The sequence below is a fragment of the Microbacterium ginsengiterrae genome (assembly GCF_014205075.1).
GTDB classification, from domain to species: domain Bacteria; phylum Actinomycetota; class Actinomycetes; order Actinomycetales; family Microbacteriaceae; genus Microbacterium; species Microbacterium ginsengiterrae.
Genome location: NZ_JACHMU010000001.1, coordinates 2,933,002 through 2,948,611, shown reverse-complemented (window position 1 = coordinate 2,948,611; position 15,610 = coordinate 2,933,002). Strand labels below are relative to the sequence as shown.

Annotated in this window: 13 protein-coding genes and 1 pseudogene; 8 read left to right on the top strand and 6 right to left on the bottom strand. The window is 68.4% G+C overall.

Features of this window, described 5'->3' with window-relative positions:
* Window positions 1-3 precede the first annotated feature (3 nt).
* Genes HD600_RS14325 through tkt form a run of 3 tightly spaced genes read right to left on the bottom strand, consistent with a single transcriptional unit; the run spans window position 4 to window position 4,819 of the window.
* Window positions 4-1,611: a glucose-6-phosphate isomerase gene (locus tag HD600_RS14325; RefSeq protein WP_144796403.1), complete on the bottom strand. Its 1,608-nt coding sequence runs from the start codon at window positions 1,609-1,611 to the stop codon at window positions 4-6.
* A complete protein-coding gene (gene tal, locus HD600_RS14320; protein ID WP_144796401.1) occupies window positions 1,608-2,720 on the bottom strand; it encodes a transaldolase in 1,113 nt (370 codons plus the stop codon). The genes HD600_RS14325 and tal overlap by 4 nt, the downstream gene beginning before the upstream one ends.
* On the bottom strand, window positions 2,717-4,819 hold the full coding sequence (gene tkt / locus HD600_RS14315) for a transketolase (RefSeq protein ID WP_206705747.1): 2,103 nt from the start codon (window positions 4,817-4,819) through the stop codon (window positions 2,717-2,719). The genes tal and tkt overlap by 4 nt, the downstream gene beginning before the upstream one ends.
* A gap of 222 nt (window positions 4,820-5,041) precedes the next feature.
* Here tkt and HD600_RS14310 point away from each other — a divergent pair, with 222 nt between their 5' ends.
* A complete protein-coding gene (locus HD600_RS14310) occupies window positions 5,042-5,947 on the top strand; it encodes a heme o synthase (protein WP_184284451.1) in 906 nt (301 codons plus the stop codon).
* Here HD600_RS14310 and HD600_RS14305 read toward each other — a convergent pair.
* Together HD600_RS14305 and HD600_RS14300 are read right to left on the bottom strand one after the other, a co-directional pair.
* Window positions 5,893-6,330 carry a dinucleotide-utilizing enzyme gene (locus HD600_RS14305; protein WP_184284449.1) on the bottom strand — a complete coding sequence of 146 codons (438 nt, stop codon included), beginning with the start codon at window positions 6,328-6,330 and terminating at the stop codon, window positions 5,893-5,895. The two genes, HD600_RS14310 and HD600_RS14305, sit on opposite strands and share 55 nt — an antisense overlap.
* 45 nt (window positions 6,331-6,375) lie before the next feature.
* Window positions 6,376-7,512, bottom strand: coding sequence for a COX15/CtaA family protein (locus HD600_RS14300; protein WP_184284447.1), 1,137 nt, complete (start codon window positions 7,510-7,512; stop codon window positions 6,376-6,378).
* Between the two features lie 230 nt (window positions 7,513-7,742).
* Here HD600_RS14300 and sufB point away from each other — a divergent pair, with 230 nt between their 5' ends.
* Genes sufB through HD600_RS14265 form a run of 7 tightly spaced genes read left to right on the top strand, consistent with a single transcriptional unit; the run spans window position 7,743 to window position 14,266 of the window.
* A complete protein-coding gene (gene sufB / locus HD600_RS14295; protein WP_144796395.1) occupies window positions 7,743-9,161 on the top strand; it encodes a Fe-S cluster assembly protein SufB in 1,419 nt (472 codons plus the stop codon).
* A gap of 2 nt (window positions 9,162-9,163) precedes the next feature.
* Entirely contained in the window at window positions 9,164-10,318 is a 1,155-nt protein-coding gene (gene sufD, locus HD600_RS14290) for a Fe-S cluster assembly protein SufD (RefSeq protein ID WP_184284445.1), read from the top strand.
* Window positions 10,315-10,641 carry a non-heme iron oxygenase ferredoxin subunit gene (locus tag HD600_RS14285; RefSeq protein WP_144796391.1) on the top strand — a complete coding sequence of 109 codons (327 nt, stop codon included), beginning with the start codon at window positions 10,315-10,317 and terminating at the stop codon, window positions 10,639-10,641. Before sufD ends, HD600_RS14285 begins: the two co-directional genes overlap by 4 nt.
* 1 nt (window position 10,642) lies before the next feature.
* The gene (gene sufC, locus HD600_RS14280; protein WP_144796389.1) at window positions 10,643-11,413 is read left to right on the top strand and encodes a Fe-S cluster assembly ATPase SufC; all 771 of its coding nucleotides are present in this window, start codon (window positions 10,643-10,645) and stop codon (window positions 11,411-11,413) included.
* A gap of 9 nt (window positions 11,414-11,422) precedes the next feature.
* Window positions 11,423-11,752 (top strand): metal-sulfur cluster assembly factor, encoded by a 330-nt coding sequence (locus tag HD600_RS14275; RefSeq protein WP_144796387.1) that lies wholly within the window; start codon window positions 11,423-11,425, stop codon window positions 11,750-11,752.
* Window position 11,753: 1 nt separating this feature from the next.
* Window positions 11,754-12,911, top strand: coding sequence for an aminotransferase class I/II-fold pyridoxal phosphate-dependent enzyme (locus HD600_RS14270; protein WP_184284443.1), 1,158 nt, complete (start codon window positions 11,754-11,756; stop codon window positions 12,909-12,911).
* Window positions 12,908-14,266: an MFS transporter gene (locus tag HD600_RS14265; protein ID WP_144796383.1), complete on the top strand. Its 1,359-nt coding sequence runs from the start codon at window positions 12,908-12,910 to the stop codon at window positions 14,264-14,266. Before HD600_RS14270 ends, HD600_RS14265 begins: the two co-directional genes overlap by 4 nt.
* Before the next feature lie 236 nt (window positions 14,267-14,502).
* Here the strand turns inward: HD600_RS14265 and HD600_RS14260 are convergent.
* Window positions 14,503-15,564: pseudogene (locus HD600_RS14260) on the bottom strand (acyltransferase family protein); the annotation flags it as partial.
* Window positions 15,565-15,610 lie beyond the last annotated feature (46 nt).

Here is a 15,610-nt window from a genome sequence, read left to right as displayed (position 1 = left end):
GGGCTACTTCTGAGCGGCTTCGAACAGCGCGACCACGTCGGCCGAGTCGTCCGTGATGGTGAGGGACACGACGGGACGGCCGTGCTCGGCGAGCACGCCGGCGTCCCCTGCGGCCTGCGCCTGGATCAGCTGACCGAACGTGAACGGCCGGTCGGGGATCTCGAGGTCGACCTCGGTGCGCTCCAGGATCTGCAGGTACACGCCCTGCGCCGGCCCGCCCTTGTGGTACTGACCCGTGGAGTGCAGGAAGCGCGGGCCCCAGCCGAACGTGGTCGGTCGCCCGGAGTCGGCGGCGACGAGCTCACGAAGGCCCATGAGCTGGGGGAGCTCGAGACGGTTCACATACGCCTGGATCGACACGTAGCCGTCCTCGGGCAGGCGAGCCCAGAGCGCGTCGAGGACCGCCTCGATGTTGCCGGACTCGGCGAGGGACGGGTCGGAGACGCGCACCTCGATGCCGTCCTGGACGAACGCGGGAGCCGTCGGCTCCGGGCGGGCGTCCAGCAAACCTCGGGCGGCGATCTTCGCCGACTCGACGTCAGGCTGGTCGAACGGGTTGATGCCCAGCAGGTGGCCGGCGATCGCGGTTGCGTACTCCCAGACGATGAAGTTCGCCCCGAGCGAGCCGCTGACGAGGATCTCACCCTGATGACGCTCGCTGAGGTGGAACTCGTTCGCGTCGTCGACGATGCGGACGATCTGCAGGTCGTCCGGGAGCGTCTCGAGCTCGGGGGAGACCGGCAGCAGCACGACGGGCAGGATGCCCGTGCTGTCCTTACCGGTGGACTCGGCGATCAGCTGCTCGATCCAGTCGGGCAGTCCGACGATGTGCGTGCCGTCCGTGACGAGCCCGAGCTTGTCGCGACGGGGGTTCGTGGCGGCGATCGCCGCGCCGAGGCGCAGCGCGGGGTTGTCGGCGCGGTCGACGGCGACCTGGAGGAGGGTCGCCTCTGCCTCGTCGAGCAGCTCGGCGATGTCGACGCCGGCGAGACCGGAGGGGACCAGGCCGAACGCCGTCAGCGCCGAGTAGCGTCCGCCGACATTCGGATCGGCGTTGAACACGCGGTAGCCGGTCTCGCGGGCCGACGTGTCCAGCGGCGAGCCGGGGTCGGTCACCACGACGATGCGCTCGAGGGGGTCGATGCCGATGTCGCGGAAGGCCGCCTCGAACGTGCGGCGCTGCGAGTCGGTCTCGACGGTGGATCCGGACTTCGAGGACACCACCAGCACGGTCCGCGCGAGATCGTCGTCGAGTGCGGCCAGGACCTGACCGGGGGCGGTCGAATCGAGGATCGTCAGGGGGACCCCTGCCGTCTGGGCGATGACCTCGGGGGCGAGGGAGGACCCGCCCATCCCGGCCAGCACCACGCGGTCGACGCCCTTCGCCCGGAGTTCGTCGCGCAGCGCGACGATCTCGTCGACGAGCGGGCGAGAGACGCTGACGGCCTCGACCCAACCGAGTCGCTTGGCTGCCTCCTCCTCGGCGGCAGGGCCCCACAGCGTGGGGTCGAAGGCCGTGATGCGGGAGGCGACGAGGTCGCCGACGAGGCGCGGAACCGTCTCGTCGACGGCGGCCGAGGCCGCCCCGGAAGTGTGGATGGAGAACGTCATCGCTGCGCCTCGAGACCCTCGGCGACCTGGGTGAGCAGGTCGTGCCAGGAGTCGATGAACTTCGCCACGCCCTCCTCCTCGAGCACCTCGGTGACGTCGGCGAAGTCCACGCCGACCTTCTCGAGTCCCGCGAAGACCTCGCGTGCCTCCTCGTACCCGCCGGTGATCGTGTCGCCGGTGATGACACCGTGGTCGAAGGTCGCCTCGAGGGTCTTCTCCGGCATGGTGTTCACGACGCCGTCGGCCACCAGCTCGGTGACGTAGAGGGTGTCCGGCAGGTCCGGGTCCTTGACGCCGGTGGAGGCCCACAGCGGACGCTGCAGGTTCGCGCCTGCCTCGAGCAGCGCCTTGGCGCGGTCGCCGGCGAAGGTCTTCTCGAACAGCTCGTATGCGAGGCGGGCATTCGCCAGGCCTGCCTTGCTCTTCAGCGCGAGTGCCTCGTCGGTTCCGATCTCGGTGAGGCGCTTGTCGGTCTCCGTGTCGACGCGCGAGACGAAGAAGGAGGCGACGGACTGGATCGTCGACAGATCGATCCCGGCTTCCTTCGCGGTCTCGAGTCCGGTGAGGTACGCGTCGATGACCTCGGCGTAGCGCTCCAGGCTGAAGATCAGCGTCACGTTGACGCTGATGCCGGCGCCGATCGCCTGCGCGATGGCGGGGAGGCCGGCCTTGGTCGCAGGGATCTTGACGAGCAGGTTGGGTCGGTCGATCTTGGCCCACAGCTGCTTCGCCTGCGCGACGGTGCCGTCCGTGTCGTGGGCGAGGTCAGGGGAGACCTCGATGGAGACGCGGCCGTCCACGTGGCCGGACGCCTCCCACACCGGACGGAACACGTCGAGGGCGGCGGCGACATCCTGCGTGGTGGCCGCGAACACGGCCTCCTCGGCGCTGGCGCCGGACGCGGCGAGCTCGGTCACCTGTGCGTCGTAGGAGGTGTTGTTCTTGTCGGTGATCGCGTTCGCGAAGATCGTTGGGTTCGTCGTCACGCCGGTGATGTTGCGCGATTCGATCAGCTCGGCGAGGTTGCCGGAATCGATCCGGGTCCGCGAGAGGTCGTCGAGCCAGATGCTGACTCCGGCGTCGTGGAGCTGAGAGGTGGGGGTGCTCATGCGTTCTCCTTGATGGTCTCGCGTGCCGCCTCGACGACGGCTTCGGCGGTGATGCCGAACTTCTGGAACAGGGTCTTGTAGTCGGCGGAGGCGCCGAAGTGGTCGATGGCGACCGAGCGCCCCTTGTCGCCGACGATGCCGCGCCACGTGAGCGGCGAACCGGCCTCGACCGAGACGCGTGCCGTCACGGATGCCGGGAGCACCGATTCGCGGTACTCGGCGGACTGCTCGTCGAACCACTCCAGCGACGGTGCGGACACGACGCGGGCGTTGATGCCCTCTGCCGCCAGGGTCTCGCGGGCCTGGACGGCCAGCTGGACCTCGGAGCCGGTCGCGATGAGGATCACGTCCGGCGTGCCGCCGGGTGCCTCGGCGAGCACGTAGGCGCCCCTGGTGGCGTTCTCGGCGGACGCGAGCGTGTCACCGGATGCCGCGCCGTCGCCGCGCTCGAACACCGGGATGTTCTGGCGGGTGAGGGCGATACCGGCCGGGCCGGCGTGGCGACGCAGCAGCTCCAACCAGACCACCGAGGTCTCGTTCGCGTCCGCAGGACGGACCACGGCGAAGTTCGGGATGGCGCGGAGCGTCGCGAGCTGCTCGATCGGCTGGTGCGTCGGGCCGTCCTCGCCGAGGGCGACGGAGTCGTGCGTCCAGACGAACAGGCTCGGGATGTTCATCAGGGCGGCCAGTCGCACTGCGGGGCGCATGTAGTCGCTGAAGATGAGGAACGTGCCGCCGAACGCGCGGGTCTTGCCGTGCAGCACGATGCCGTTCACGATCGCGCCCATCGCGTGCTCGCGGATGCCGAAGTGCAGCACACGGCCGTAGGGGTTGCCCGACCATTCGTGCGTCGACCACTCGGCGGGGATGAAGGACGCCGCGTCCTTGATCGTCGTCAGGTTCGACTCGGCGAGGTCGGCGGAACCGCCCCACAGCTCCGGCAGCTCCGCCGCGAGGGCGTTGATGACCTGACCGGAGGCCGCGCGAGTGGAGACGTCCTTGCCGGACTCGAAGACGGGGAGAGCGGACGCGATGTCACCGGGAAGCTCGCGGGCCTCGACGCGGTCCAGCAGCGCCTTGCGCTCCGGGTTGGCCTCTGCCCACGCGTCGAACGACTTCTGCCATTCGGCGCGCTGCTCGGCGGCACGGTCCGCGAGCGAACGGGTGTGGGCGATGATGTCGTCATCGACGACGAAGGACTGCTCCGGGTCGAATCCGAGGACCTTCTTCGTCGCGGCGAGCTCGTCGGCGCCCAGTGCGGATCCGTGGATCTTGCCGGTGTTCTGCTTGCCGGGCGAGGGCCAGCCGATGATGGTGCGCAGGATGATGAGCGACGGCTTGTCCGTCTCGCCCTTCGCTGCCTCGATCGCGGAGTACAGCTCCTCGATGTCTTCGTTGTACTCGCCGGTCTTCTTCCAGTCGACGGTCTGGACGTGCCAGCCGTACGCCTCGTAGCGCTTCGCGACGTCCTCGGTGAAGGCGACGTTGGTGTCGTCCTCGATCGAGATCTGGTTGGAGTCGTAGATGGCGATGAGGTTGCCCAGCTGCTGGTGGCCCGCGAGGGATCCCGCCTCGCTGGTGACGCCCTCCTGCAGGTCGCCGTCGCCGGCGATCACGTAGACGAAGTGGTCGAACGGGCTCGTGCCGGCCGCGGCGTCCGGATCGAACAGGCCGCGCTCGTAGCGGGCGGCGTATGCGAAGCCGACAGCGGAGGAGAGGCCCTGGCCGAGGGGACCGGTCGTGATCTCGACGCCCTTGGTGTGGCCGAACTCGGGGTGTCCGGGGGTCTTGGAGCCCCAGGTGCGCAGCGCCTTGAGGTCATCGAGCTCAAGGCCGAAGCCCCCGAGGTACAGCTGCACGTACTGCGTCAGCGACGAGTGCCCGGCAGAGAGGATGAAGCGGTCACGACCCAGCCAGTCCGCGTCGGTGGGGTCGTGGCGGAGGACGCGCTGGTAGAGCAGGTACGCGGCGGGCGCGAGGCTCATGGCGGTACCCGGGTGACCGTTGCCGACCTTCTCCACGGCATCCGCCGCAAGGATTCGCGCGGTGTCCACCGCGCGTCGATCGATCTCAGCCCACTGCAGTTCGGTCACGGTCATGCCCTTTCCAACAACTATCGAGGGCGCCCGATTCCCGTGCGCATCCGCGTCGTCACGGACAGGTGCACAGCGCCGGGCGCGCGAGTGGACTTCAGCTTAGCGTCGTGAGGCCAGGTGGAGGCACGAAATGACGTAGTGCTCCGGGCCGAGCGTGCGGTCGGCCTGCACTAGACTGTGAGGGTTGTCGGCGTGTGCGCGGAGGAGGCGATCGATATCTCGACGATGTCCGATACGACGGCGGTGACACGCCCGATCGGCCGCAAGATCAAGGCGTACGTCGCACTCACGAAGCCCCGCGTCCTCGAGCTCCTGCTCGTCTCGACAGTGCCGGTGATGTTCCTCGCCCAGGGCGGCATGCCCAACCTGTGGCTGGTGCTGGCCACCGTGATCGGCGGCTCGATGAGCGCCGGATCCGCTGCGTCGTTCAACATGTACCTGGACCGTGACATGGATGCGCACATGCATCGCACGGAGAAGCGGCCCATCGTCACCGGTGAGGTCTCGCCCCGCGCCGCTCTCATCTTCTCGTGGACGCTGGCGGTCGCATCCACCGTCTGGTTGCTCCTGACGACCAACTGGCTCACGGCCGTCCTGTCGGTTTCCGCGATCTTCTTCTACGTGGTCATCTACACGATGATCCTCAAGCGCCGCACCGAGCAGAACATCATCTGGGGCGGCATCGCCGGATGCTTCCCCGTCGTCATCGGCTGGTCGGCCGTCACCGGAGACGTCGCGTGGCCGGCGATCGTGCTGTTCGCCCTGGTGTTCCTGTGGACGCCGGCGCACTACTGGCCCCTGTCGATGAAGTACCGCGACGACTATGAGGGCGCCGATGTCCCGATGCTGGGCGTGACGCGCAACGCATCGCAGGTGGGTCTGCAGGTCATCCTCTATGCGTGGGCGACGGTCGCCTGCTCGCTGCTGCTGATCCCCGTCGCCGACATGGGCCTGGTGTACAGCGCATCCGCACTGGTCTTCGGTGGATGGTTCGTCTACGAGTCGCACCGCCTGTACAACCAGGCGGTGCGAGGCTCGAACCCGCGACCGATGCGCGTCTTCCACGCATCGATCACCTACCTGACGCTGATCTTCGTCGCCGTCGCGGTCGACCCGCTGCTGCCGTTCTGATCGTCCGGGCTCAGCTCGTCTGACGCGGACTCACCGGGCGCCGTCGTCGACGGTCGCGCGGCGGAGGGATCCTCGTGTTCGGCGGGTTCGAGGTCATCCCGATCCGAGGGAACGGGCTTGGCGCGCATCGTCACCATTGTGGTCAGCGCCAGCAGGAGGAGTACACCGATGACGCCTGCCGCCAGGAGCGCTGCTCCCGCCGTGACCCAGGCCTGGCCGACGTAGACCTCGACATTGGTCGCCGTGCCGTCCAGAAGCGTCGCCTCCATCGTCGACGCATGGCTCCACACGGTCCAGCCGCCGGCGCCGAGTGAGGCGATGGATGCGAGGAACAGGGTCCAGAACGGGATGCTGCGGGGGAGGGATGGGGTCGTCTGGTTCATGCGCGCCAGCATCCACGAGGTTCTGATGCGGGCGCGTTGCGTGCGCTATGCGCGTGCTGAACGGACGGCATCCTCTCCTGACTCGACCGGACGCTTGAGCTTCAGGACCGTGACGGTGTACGCGGCTGCCGACAGGGATGCGAGCACCATGTGGATGCCGACGAGGATCTCCGGTAGGCCTTCGCGAGCCTGCCAGATCCCGACGCCGATCTGCACGACGATCGCGATCGCGAGCACGATGAGCCATCGGCGCGGGGGGAGCCGCAGCATCCACGCCGACACCGTGAGCGTCACGACGAGGGCAGCGAGGATGTACCCGGGCCACGAGTGCACGTGGGCGAGCACGGTCGCGTCGAATCCGTCGCGGATCACATTGGCGTCGCCGGAATGCGGTCCGGATCCGGTGGTGAGCACCCCGAAGAAGATCGTCGCCGCCAGCGCGAGGCCGGTCACGTGAGACAGCACGGCGAACCAGCGCGGCACGACACTCACGCGCTGGCCGCCCTGCTGCCTCGCCCTGACGAGGTAGGCGGCGGTGACGCACACGAGGATCAACGAGGTCGCGTAGTGGAAGCCGACGATGAAGGGGTTCAGACCGGTCAGCACCGTGATCCCGCCGACGAACGCCTGGGCGACGACGCCGATGAGCACGAGCCAGGCGAGAAGACTGAGGTCCCGACGCTGCGGTGTGATCCGCAGCGAGTGCACCGCGCCGGTGATCGTCGCGAGGATCAGCCCGAGGGTGAAGAACGGGAAGGCCTCCTCGACGAAGAGCATCGCGATGGCGAAGAACGCCGCACCCGCCACGATTCCGCCCAGCGCGAACCACAGTGCGCTGACCACGGAACGACGGCCCCCGAGGGCCTTCAGAGTGAGGAGGAGCACCGCGATCGCGAGGAGCCCGACGACACCCGTCATCAGGCGGTTGCCGAACTCGATGATCCCGTGGATGCCCTGGACCTCGTAGATCGGAACGAGGGACTCTGGGGTGCACAGCGGCCAGTCCGAGCATCCGAGTCCTGAGCCGGTGAGGCGGACGGCGCCACCGGTACCGATGATGATGACCTCGGCGAGGAACGACAGCCAGGCGAGCACACGGAGCGGCCGGCCGAGGACAACCGGCGGTCGGCCCCCTGAGTCGTCTCGCGTCGGTCTGGCGCCGGGTGCGATGGTCTCGGGCATGTGTCCTCCGGTCCCTGCCTGCGCGTGCGGACGCGGCCCGCTGCCAGGGGGAACCTGTAGAATCGGAATGTAGTGATGCGCGCGCTCGACGCGTGGCGCACCACTGACAGTTTAGGCGCGAGGAACGCGTCCGTGATGAGGCCCACCAGCGGCACCGGATCCCACCGCAACCGATGGGGTTCCGTATGCCGGGGCGGATGACACCGTTGAGGCCCAGCAAGGAGAGTGTGATGTCGGATGTGCTGATCGACCGCCCGGAGCTCGACGGTCTGGGGGTGTACGAATTCGGCTGGCACGATGAGGACGCCGCAGGCGCCATCGCGAAGCGAGGCCTCTCTGAGGACGTCGTGCGCGGGATCTCGTCACTCAAGGACGAGCCGGAATGGATGCTGAAGACCCGACTCAAGGGACTCCAGCTGTTCGGCCGCAAGCCGATGCCGACCTGGGGTGCGGACCTCAGCGAGATCGACTTCGACAACATCAAGTACTTCGTGCGCTCGACGGAGAAGCAGGCGCAGTCGTGGGAGGACCTCCCCGCCGAGATCCGCGAGACCTACGAGAAGCTCGGAATCCCCGAGGCTGAGCGTCAGCGCCTCGTCGCCGGCGTCGCTGCACAGTACGAGTCCGAGGTCGTCTACCACCAGATCCGTGAGGACCTGGAGGAGCAGGGCGTGATCTTCATGGACACCGACACGGCGCTGCGCGAGCACCCGGAGTTCTTCGAGGAGTACTTCGGCACCGTCATCCCCGCCGGAGACAACAAGTTCGCGGCGCTCAACACCGCCGTGTGGTCCGGTGGGTCGTTCGTCTACGTCCCCAAGGGCGTCCACGTCGAGATCCCCCTGCAGGCGTACTTCCGCATCAACACCGAGAACATGGGGCAGTTCGAGCGCACGCTGATCATCGCCGATGAGGGCAGCTACGTGCACTACATCGAGGGCTGCACCGCCCCGATCTACAAGTCCGACTCGCTGCACTCCGCCGTCGTCGAGATCATCGTCAAGAAGAACGCGCGCGTCCGCTACACGACGATCCAGAACTGGTCGAACAACGTCTACAACCTCGTCACCAAGCGCGCGGTCGCCCACGAGGGCGCGACCATGGAGTGGGTCGACGGCAACATCGGCTCCAAGGTGACGATGAAGTACCCGTCGATCTACCTGATGGGCGAGCACGCCAAGGGCGAGACCCTCTCCGTGGCCTTCGCGGGCCCGGGCCAGCACCAGGATGCCGGCGCGAAGATGGTCCACATGGCGCCGTACACCCAGTCGTCGATCGTCTCGAAGTCGATCGCCCGTGGTGGTGGACGTGCCGGATACCGCGGAGAGGTGAGGGTGGATCCCGCCGCGCACCACTCGGCGAATTCCGTCGTCTGCGACGCGCTGCTCGTGGACACCCAGTCGCGATCCGACACCTACCCGTCGATCGACATCCGCGTCGACGACGTGCAGCTCGGACACGAGGCGACGGTGTCGAAGGTCAGTGAGGAGCAGCTCTTCTACCTGCAGTCGCGTGGTCTCGAGGAGACCGAGGCGATGGCGATGATCGTGCGCGGCTTCATCGAGCCGATCGCACGCGAGCTGCCGATGGAGTACGCGATGGAGCTCAACAAGCTCATCGAGATGGGCATGGAAGGATCGGTCGGCTGAGCATGACCACTGCATACACCGAGGTCGAGCCTGCCTTCGTGCCGGTCCAGACCCGTTCGGAGCGCCCTCGATCGTTCGAACCGGAGGACTTCGGCACCCCGAACGGCCGCGAGGTCAACTGGAAGCACACCCCTGTCGCACAGCTGACCGGTCTGTTCACGCCCGCGGGCGCGAACGACGGGGTCACGTACGACATCGAGAGCGGTGACCGGTTCATCGGCGCGCCGCTCGCAACAGGCTCGGCCCCGCGCGGAGAGTTCTTCGTCCCGGAGGACATCGTGGCGGCCGTCGCCTGGCAGGGCGCAGGCGAGGGGATGCACGTCCGCATCCCGCGCGACGAGGAGGTCGGCGAGCCCATCCTCGTCACCGTCACCGGTCAGGGCGCTGACCGTCGCGCCGATGCGCACATCGTCATCGAGGCGCTCGAGAACAGTTCCGCCACCGTGGTCCTGCGCCACCGCGGCTCTGCGCAGTACGCGCAGAACGTCGAGATCATCGCGCGCGCCGGGGCACGGCTCACCGTCATCTCCGTCCAGCGCTGGGATGACGACGCGGTCCACGCGGCTTCGCACCAGGCGCGGGTCGACAAGGACGCGTTCCTCAAGCACTTCGTCATCAGCTTCGGCGGTGGCGTCGTCCGCGTGAACCCGAACGTCGAGCTCGCCGGCGCCGGTGCAGAGGGTCGCATGTACGGCCTCTCGTACGCGGACGCCGGACAGCACCTCGAGAGCCAGGTGTACCTGCACCACAAGGGACCGCACACCACGGGAGACGTCCTCTACAAGGGTGCGCTCCAGGGGGAGAGCGCCCACAGCGTCTGGATCGGCGACGTCCTCATCGGACCCGACGCCACCGGCACCGACTCCTACGAGGCCAACCGCAACCTCGTCCTCACCGAGGGCGCGCGTGCCGACTCGATCCCCAACCTCGAGATCCAGACCGGCGACATCCAGGGCGCCGGTCACGCCAGCGCGACGGGTCGCTTCGACGACGAGCAGCTGTTCTACCTGCAGGCCCGCGGCATCTCCGAGGAGGAGGCGCGTCGCCTCGTCGTCCTCGGATTCCTCAGCGACATCGTCCAGCGACTCGGCATCCCCGAGATCGAGACCGAGCTGCTCTCCGCCATCGAGACCGAGCTGTCGGAGGTGACCGCGTGACCGCGCAGCGCGCCTGTGCTCTCAGCGAGCTCGAGCAGGACACCGCACTCCGGGTCGAGATCGACGGCGTCCCGATGGCCGTCGTCCTCGACGGCGAGGGCGAGGTGCACGCCATCGGCGACGTCTGCACGCACGGCGAGATCTCGCTGTCCGAAGGATTCGTCGAGGGCGACACCCTCGAATGCTGGGCGCATGGTTCCGCGTTCTCGCTGCGCACCGGCAAGCCGCAGAATCTCCCCGCTTTCGAGCCCGTCCCGGTCTACGTCGTCCAGATCGACGGCGACGACGTGCTCATCGATCCGACCGTCACGAAGGAAGTCTGAAATGTCTGTTCTCGAGATCCGCGACCTGCACGTAACGGTCGAGACCGAGGCCGGGGCCACCCCGATCCTCAACGGAATCAACCTCACCATGAAGACCGGTGAGACCCACGCGATCATGGGCCCGAACGGCTCGGGCAAGTCGACCCTCGCCTACACGATCGCCGGTCACCCGAAGTACACCGTCACCGGCGGCAGCATCACCTTCGACGGCGCGGACGTCCTGGAGATGTCCGTCGACGAGCGTGCGCGCGCCGGCCTGTTCCTCGCGATGCAGTACCCGGTCGAGATCCCCGGCGTCACGGTGACGAACTTCCTCCGCACGGCCAAGACCGCCCTCGACGGCGAAGCACCGTCGATCCGTTCCTGGACCAAGGACGTCAAGTCCGCCATGACGAACCTCCGCATGGACCCGAAGTTCGCTCAGCGCAACGTCAACGAAGGATTCTCCGGCGGCGAGAAGAAGCGCCACGAGATCCTCCAGCTCGAGGTGCTCAAGCCGAAGTTCGCGATCCTCGACGAGACCGATTCCGGTCTCGACGTCGACGCGCTGAAGATCGTGTCCGAGGGCGTGAACCGCGCCAAGGAGGCGACCGGTCTCGGCGTGCTGCTCATCACCCACTACACGCGCATCCTGCGGTACATCCGCCCGGACTACGTGCACGTCGTCGTGGCGGGGAAGATCGTCGAGGAGGGCGGCCCCGAGCTCGCCGACCGCCTCGAGGACGAGGGCTATGACCGGTTCCTCGACCCCGCAGCGCCCATCGAGGCGTAGGCTGAAGGCATGACCGCCACTCTTGCCCCGGAGAAGTTCGACGAGGTCACCGAAGCTCTCAAGGACGTGATGGATCCCGAGCTCGGGATCAACGTCGTCGACCTCGGACTCATCTACGACCTCGCATGGGACGACGAGAACGACGCGCTGGTGATTCACATGACGCTCACCAGCGCCGGTTGCCCGCTGACCGACGTGCTCGAGGAGCAGACGGCCCAGGCGCTGGACTCGGTCGTCGACCGATTCCGGATCAACTGGGTGTGGATGCCGCCGTGGGGTCCTGAGCGCATCACCGACGACGGTCGCGACATGATGCGCGCCCTCGGCTTCGCCATCTGACGTGACGACGCCGGTCAGGGCGCTTTCTCTCGAGAAGCTCCGCGAGCGGACGAGCGAGAAGTGGCGGGAGTACCCCGCCGACGTCCTGCCGTTGTTCGTCGCGGAGACCGACTTCCCGTTGGCTCCTGCCGTCACGCGCGCCCTGGAGCGCGCCGTGCGGGACGGGGACACCGGATACGTGGCGTCGAGGACGCCGCTGGCGGACGCCTTCGTCGGCTTCGCGCGGCGCCGTTACGGCTGGAGTCCGGATCCGACCCTGATGCGGTCGACCGCAGACGTCAGCATGGGCATCGTCGAGATCCTGCGACGAGTCACCGAACCCGGAGACCGCGTGGTCGTCACGACGCCGGTCTACCCGCCCTTCTTCGCGCTCGTCGAAGAGGCGGGAGCCGTCGTCGAACGCGTGCCGCTGCGTGACCTCGGCGATCGGTGGGAGCTCGACCTCGACGGCATCCGCGCCGCGCTCGAGGGCGGTGCGAGGGCGATTCTGCTGTGCAACCCGCACAACCCCACCGGCACGGTGCACAGCGCCGCATCGCTCACCGCGCTGGCCGAGCTGGCCGCGTCGCACGGCGCCACCGTCGTCTCGGATGAGATCCATGCGCCGCTCGCGCAGCCCGGGAGCGGCTTCACGCCCTTTCTCTCCGTCTCCGACGCCGCTCGAGAGGTCGGCTTCGCTGTCGTCAGCGCCAGTAAGGCGTTCAATCTCGCCGGCCTGAAATGCGCGCTGATGGTGGCGGCCTCCGATCGCACCGATGGGCTGCTCCGTCGGCTGCCCGTCGAGGTCGAGTGGCGCACAGGGCAGTTCGGGATGCTCGCCGCCACTGCGGCATTCTCCGAGGAGAGCGATGAGTGGCTGGACGGACTGCTCGTCTCGCTCGACGAGAACCGCCGCCTCGTCGCCGACCTCCTCGCAGCCCGGCTCCCGGACGCTCAATACCGTCTGCCCGACGCCGGGTATCTGGCCTGGATCGACCTCACCGGCCTCGGCTGGGGTGCGAACCCCGCGAAGCGGATCCTGCGCGAGGCCCGCGTCGCGCTGCACTACGGACCCGCCTTCGGCGCGGAAGGCGCGGGGCACGTCCGGCTGAACTTCGGAACGAGCGAGGAGATCATCACCGAGGCCGTGCGCCGCATCGCGGCGCTCGGTGACGCGTGAGCGGTTCCGACGCGGTCTCGATCTGGGACCGGGAACGTATCTGGGTCACACTCGGCGCCGTCGCACTGATCTTCCTCGGAGCGATCGAAGCGCTGGCGGTGACGACGGTGATGCCCGTCGTCAGTGCCGCGCTGGACGGTGCGGCGCTGTACGCGGTGGCCTTCGCCGGGACCCTGGCGACGAGCGTCATCGGCATGGTGGTGTGCGGCGCCTGGTCGGATGCCCGCGGACCGCGTGGCCCGCTGTACGTCGCGGTCGCCCTTTTCATCGCCGGTCTGCTGATCTCCGGACTGGCCGTCAGCATGGGGCAGTTCCTCGTCGGCCGCCTCGTGCAGGGCCTGGGTGCGGGCGGGCAGACCGTCGCCCTCTACGTCGTGGTCGCCCGCATCTATCCACCGCACCTGCACGGGAGGATCTTCGCGGCCTTCGCCGCGGCGTGGGTCGTGCCGGCCATGATCGGACCGTTCCTGGCCGGTGCGGTCGCGGAGTTCCTCGACTGGCGCTGGGCGTTCCTCGGAGTCGCCGTCCTCACGCTCGTCGCCTTCATCATGGTCGCCGTCCGGCTCAGGGCCCTCGACCTCGGCGGCGGCGAAGGGCGCATCGCCGGCCTCGGCCGCCGTCTCGCACTGGCGGTGGTCGTCGCATGCGGGGCGGTCGCGGTCGGACTCGCCGCCGACGCTCCACCCCTCGCGGGGTGGCCGATCGCACTGATCGCGGTGGCGGTGATCGGCGTCGCCGTGGTCCCGCTGCTGCCCAAGGGCGTCCTGCGCGCCGGACACGGACTTCCCAGCGTGATCCTCATCCGCGGACTCGTCGCCGGTGCGTTCTTCGCTGCGGAGGCGTACATCCCGTACCTGCTCATGGCCGAGTTCGGCTTCACGCCCACGTGGGCGGGGATCGCGCTCATGCTCGCCGCATTCGCGTGGGCCGGCTGCTCCGCCCTGCAGGGACGGTACGGCGAGGCGCTCGGCAATCGGAGGATCGCCCTCATCAGCCTCACGCTGCTCGGCGTCGCATTCCTCAGTGTGCTGCTCACCGCGGTCACAGCGGCCTCTCCCGTCGTCGTCATCATCGGGTGGGGGCTCGGCGGCGGAGGAATGGGACTTCTCTACCCGCGACTCACCGTGCTCACGCTCGCGTACTCCACATCGGGGAACGCGGGGTTCAACTCCTCGGCGCTCTCGATCTCCGACGCCACGGGCTCGGCGGTCTCCGTCGCCCTGGCCGGCCTCGCCGTGGCGACACTGGGCGGCGGGTCCTCCTCGTTCCCTGTCGTGTTCGCGTTCGCGATCGCTCTCGTACTGGTGTCCGTCGTGCCAGGTCTGCGACTCGGCCATGGTGCCGAGCCGGACTGACCCGCGACCGACATCGCGACCGCGTCGCCGCGTCGTGTACTCGCGAGCCGGATCGCCGCCACCATCGAGAGCACTGCGACCCCGGCGGTGAACGGCGAGGTGCCGACGGCCAACAGGAGGACGACGCCTCCTCCGCCGATGACGGTGGCCGCCGTGAGCCGTGTATGGGATGCCGTCGGCGCCGGAGGCCGCCGGGCCTCAAGACCCGCCGCGGCCCGAGCGAGCGCGACCACTCCGGCGAACACGACGGCGAGCCACAGCGGCCGGGTCGCCCACCACGCGAGCCCACCCGGCGCGGGGAGGGCGAGTCCCGTCAGCATCGCGAAGGCGGCGCTGAGACCTGCCATCGCCAACAGTACCGGCATGTGCCAGAGGTAGATCGTCATGGCGCGCGGCGTGATGAACGCGCGAAGGCGGACGCCAAGGGGACTGCGGCTCCACCGGTTCAGAGGTGCCTGCAGCAGTGAGACGAGCATGGTGTGCGCGACGCCGACCAGCAGCAGGGCGGTGGTGGGCGGGTTGATGTTCGCGATGAGATCCGGGGAGTGGATGCCCAGCACGAAGGTGCCGGCCAGAGCCGCCACGGCCGCGACGGCGAGCATCGCTCGTGCACGCCGACTCAGTGCGGTGACGGAGCCGTCGGCGAGGAAGAATCCGAGCTGCTGGAGCGTGAGCCAGACCAGCGCGAGGTTGACGAAACCGATCGCGTCCACACCGCTGAGGATGCGTGCCGCGTCCACGGCGACGGCCCCGAGGGCGAGAAGACCGATCGTCGTCCACGGCGCGCGCTCGTGAGCTGCGACCAGGGCGGGAAGCAGGACCTGGCAGATCAGGAACACGCCGAGGAACCACAGCGGCTGGCTGAAGCGGTAGCCGGCGACGCCGACGAGCTCCTCCGGAACGCCGGAGGTCAGCAGCATCGCGAGCAGGACGCCCACCGCGGCGATCGCGTAGAGCGCCGGCAGGAGCAGGCGATGGATGCGAGCGGAGACGAAGTCGGTCGCCGAGCGGCCCTGATCCGTCATCCGCAGGTACGCCGTGCGTCCGGCGAAGCCCCCGATCACGAAGAACAGCGGCATCACCTGCAGGAGCCAGCTCAGAGGGACGATCCACGCGGATCCTTCGCTGGCGTTCGCGAACACCGGGCCGGTGCTGTCGATCGTGATGCCGACCATCAGCGCGTGGATCACCACCACACCGATCACGCACAGTGCGCGGACCAGGTCGATCCCTGTGTCGCGCCCGGCTCCGGGTGGTCGTGCCGGAGCGGGTGTGCGGCGCAGATCTGCGATGGTCATCGTGTCCTCCTCGGTGGGTGTCCGAGGAGCGTATGAACGCGGCGCG

Excerpts from the sequence above, each read along its gene's own strand:
- HD600_RS14325 (WP_144796403.1), bottom strand. The coding sequence starts at position 1,611 with ATGACGTTCTCCATCCACACTTCCGGGGCGGCCTCGGCCGCCGTCGAC.
- tal (WP_144796401.1), bottom strand. The coding sequence starts at position 2,720 with ATGAGCACCCCCACCTCTCAGCTCCACGACGCCGGAGTCAGCATCTGG.
- tkt (WP_206705747.1), bottom strand. The coding sequence starts at position 4,819 with ATGACCGTGACCGAACTGCAGTGGGCTGAGATCGATCGACGCGCGGTG.
- HD600_RS14310 (WP_184284451.1), top strand. The coding sequence starts at position 5,042 with ATGTCCGATACGACGGCGGTGACACGCCCGATCGGCCGCAAGATCAAG.
- HD600_RS14305 (WP_184284449.1), bottom strand. The coding sequence starts at position 6,330 with ATGAACCAGACGACCCCATCCCTCCCCCGCAGCATCCCGTTCTGGACC.
- HD600_RS14300 (WP_184284447.1), bottom strand. The coding sequence starts at position 7,512 with ATGCCCGAGACCATCGCACCCGGCGCCAGACCGACGCGAGACGACTCA.
- sufB (WP_144796395.1), top strand. The coding sequence starts at position 7,743 with ATGTCGGATGTGCTGATCGACCGCCCGGAGCTCGACGGTCTGGGGGTG.
- sufD (WP_184284445.1), top strand. The coding sequence starts at position 9,164 with ATGACCACTGCATACACCGAGGTCGAGCCTGCCTTCGTGCCGGTCCAG.
- sufC (WP_144796389.1), top strand. The coding sequence starts at position 10,643 with ATGTCTGTTCTCGAGATCCGCGACCTGCACGTAACGGTCGAGACCGAG.
- HD600_RS14275 (WP_144796387.1), top strand. The coding sequence starts at position 11,423 with ATGACCGCCACTCTTGCCCCGGAGAAGTTCGACGAGGTCACCGAAGCT.